Annotated in this window: 1 protein-coding gene; it reads left to right on the forward strand. The window is 75.1% G+C overall.

Features of this window, described 5'->3' with window-relative positions; all coding sequences use genetic code 11:
* Positions 1-43: 43 nt before the first annotated feature.
* Positions 44-357 (forward strand): Asp23/Gls24 family envelope stress response protein (locus tag CUZ56_RS14860; protein WP_126981197.1); only part of this gene is annotated, 314 nt, incomplete at its 3' end.

Genomic DNA, 357 nt, shown 5'->3' on the forward strand with positions numbered 1-357 from the left:
ACGATCACCGTGGCGCGGACGGCCCCGGCCCGGGAGGCGACCGATGACGGCCGCCCGCGCCACGGTGATCGTGGCGGCACCGGTGATCGCCGCGGTGGCCGCCCACGCCGCGGCGAACACACCTGGAGTGGTCCGGCTGGAACCCGGTGTCCGCGGATTGCTGGACACGGTCGTGCGCACGGGCCGGCAACGATGGACCGGTACCGAACCGGCCCCGGCCGGCGGTATCCGGATCCGGCAGACCGGGGCCGGGCTCGTGGTATCCGCCGATATCACGATCGCCGCCGGCCGGCCGGCCGCCGAGATCGGCTGTGCGGTTCAGCGGCGGATCACCGAGGCGGTTCGCGAGCACACCGG

Origin of the sequence: Saezia sanguinis (assembly GCF_003991585.1) — a bacterium.
In the GTDB taxonomy this organism is placed as follows: domain Bacteria; phylum Pseudomonadota; class Gammaproteobacteria; order Burkholderiales; family Burkholderiaceae_C; genus Saezia; species Saezia sanguinis.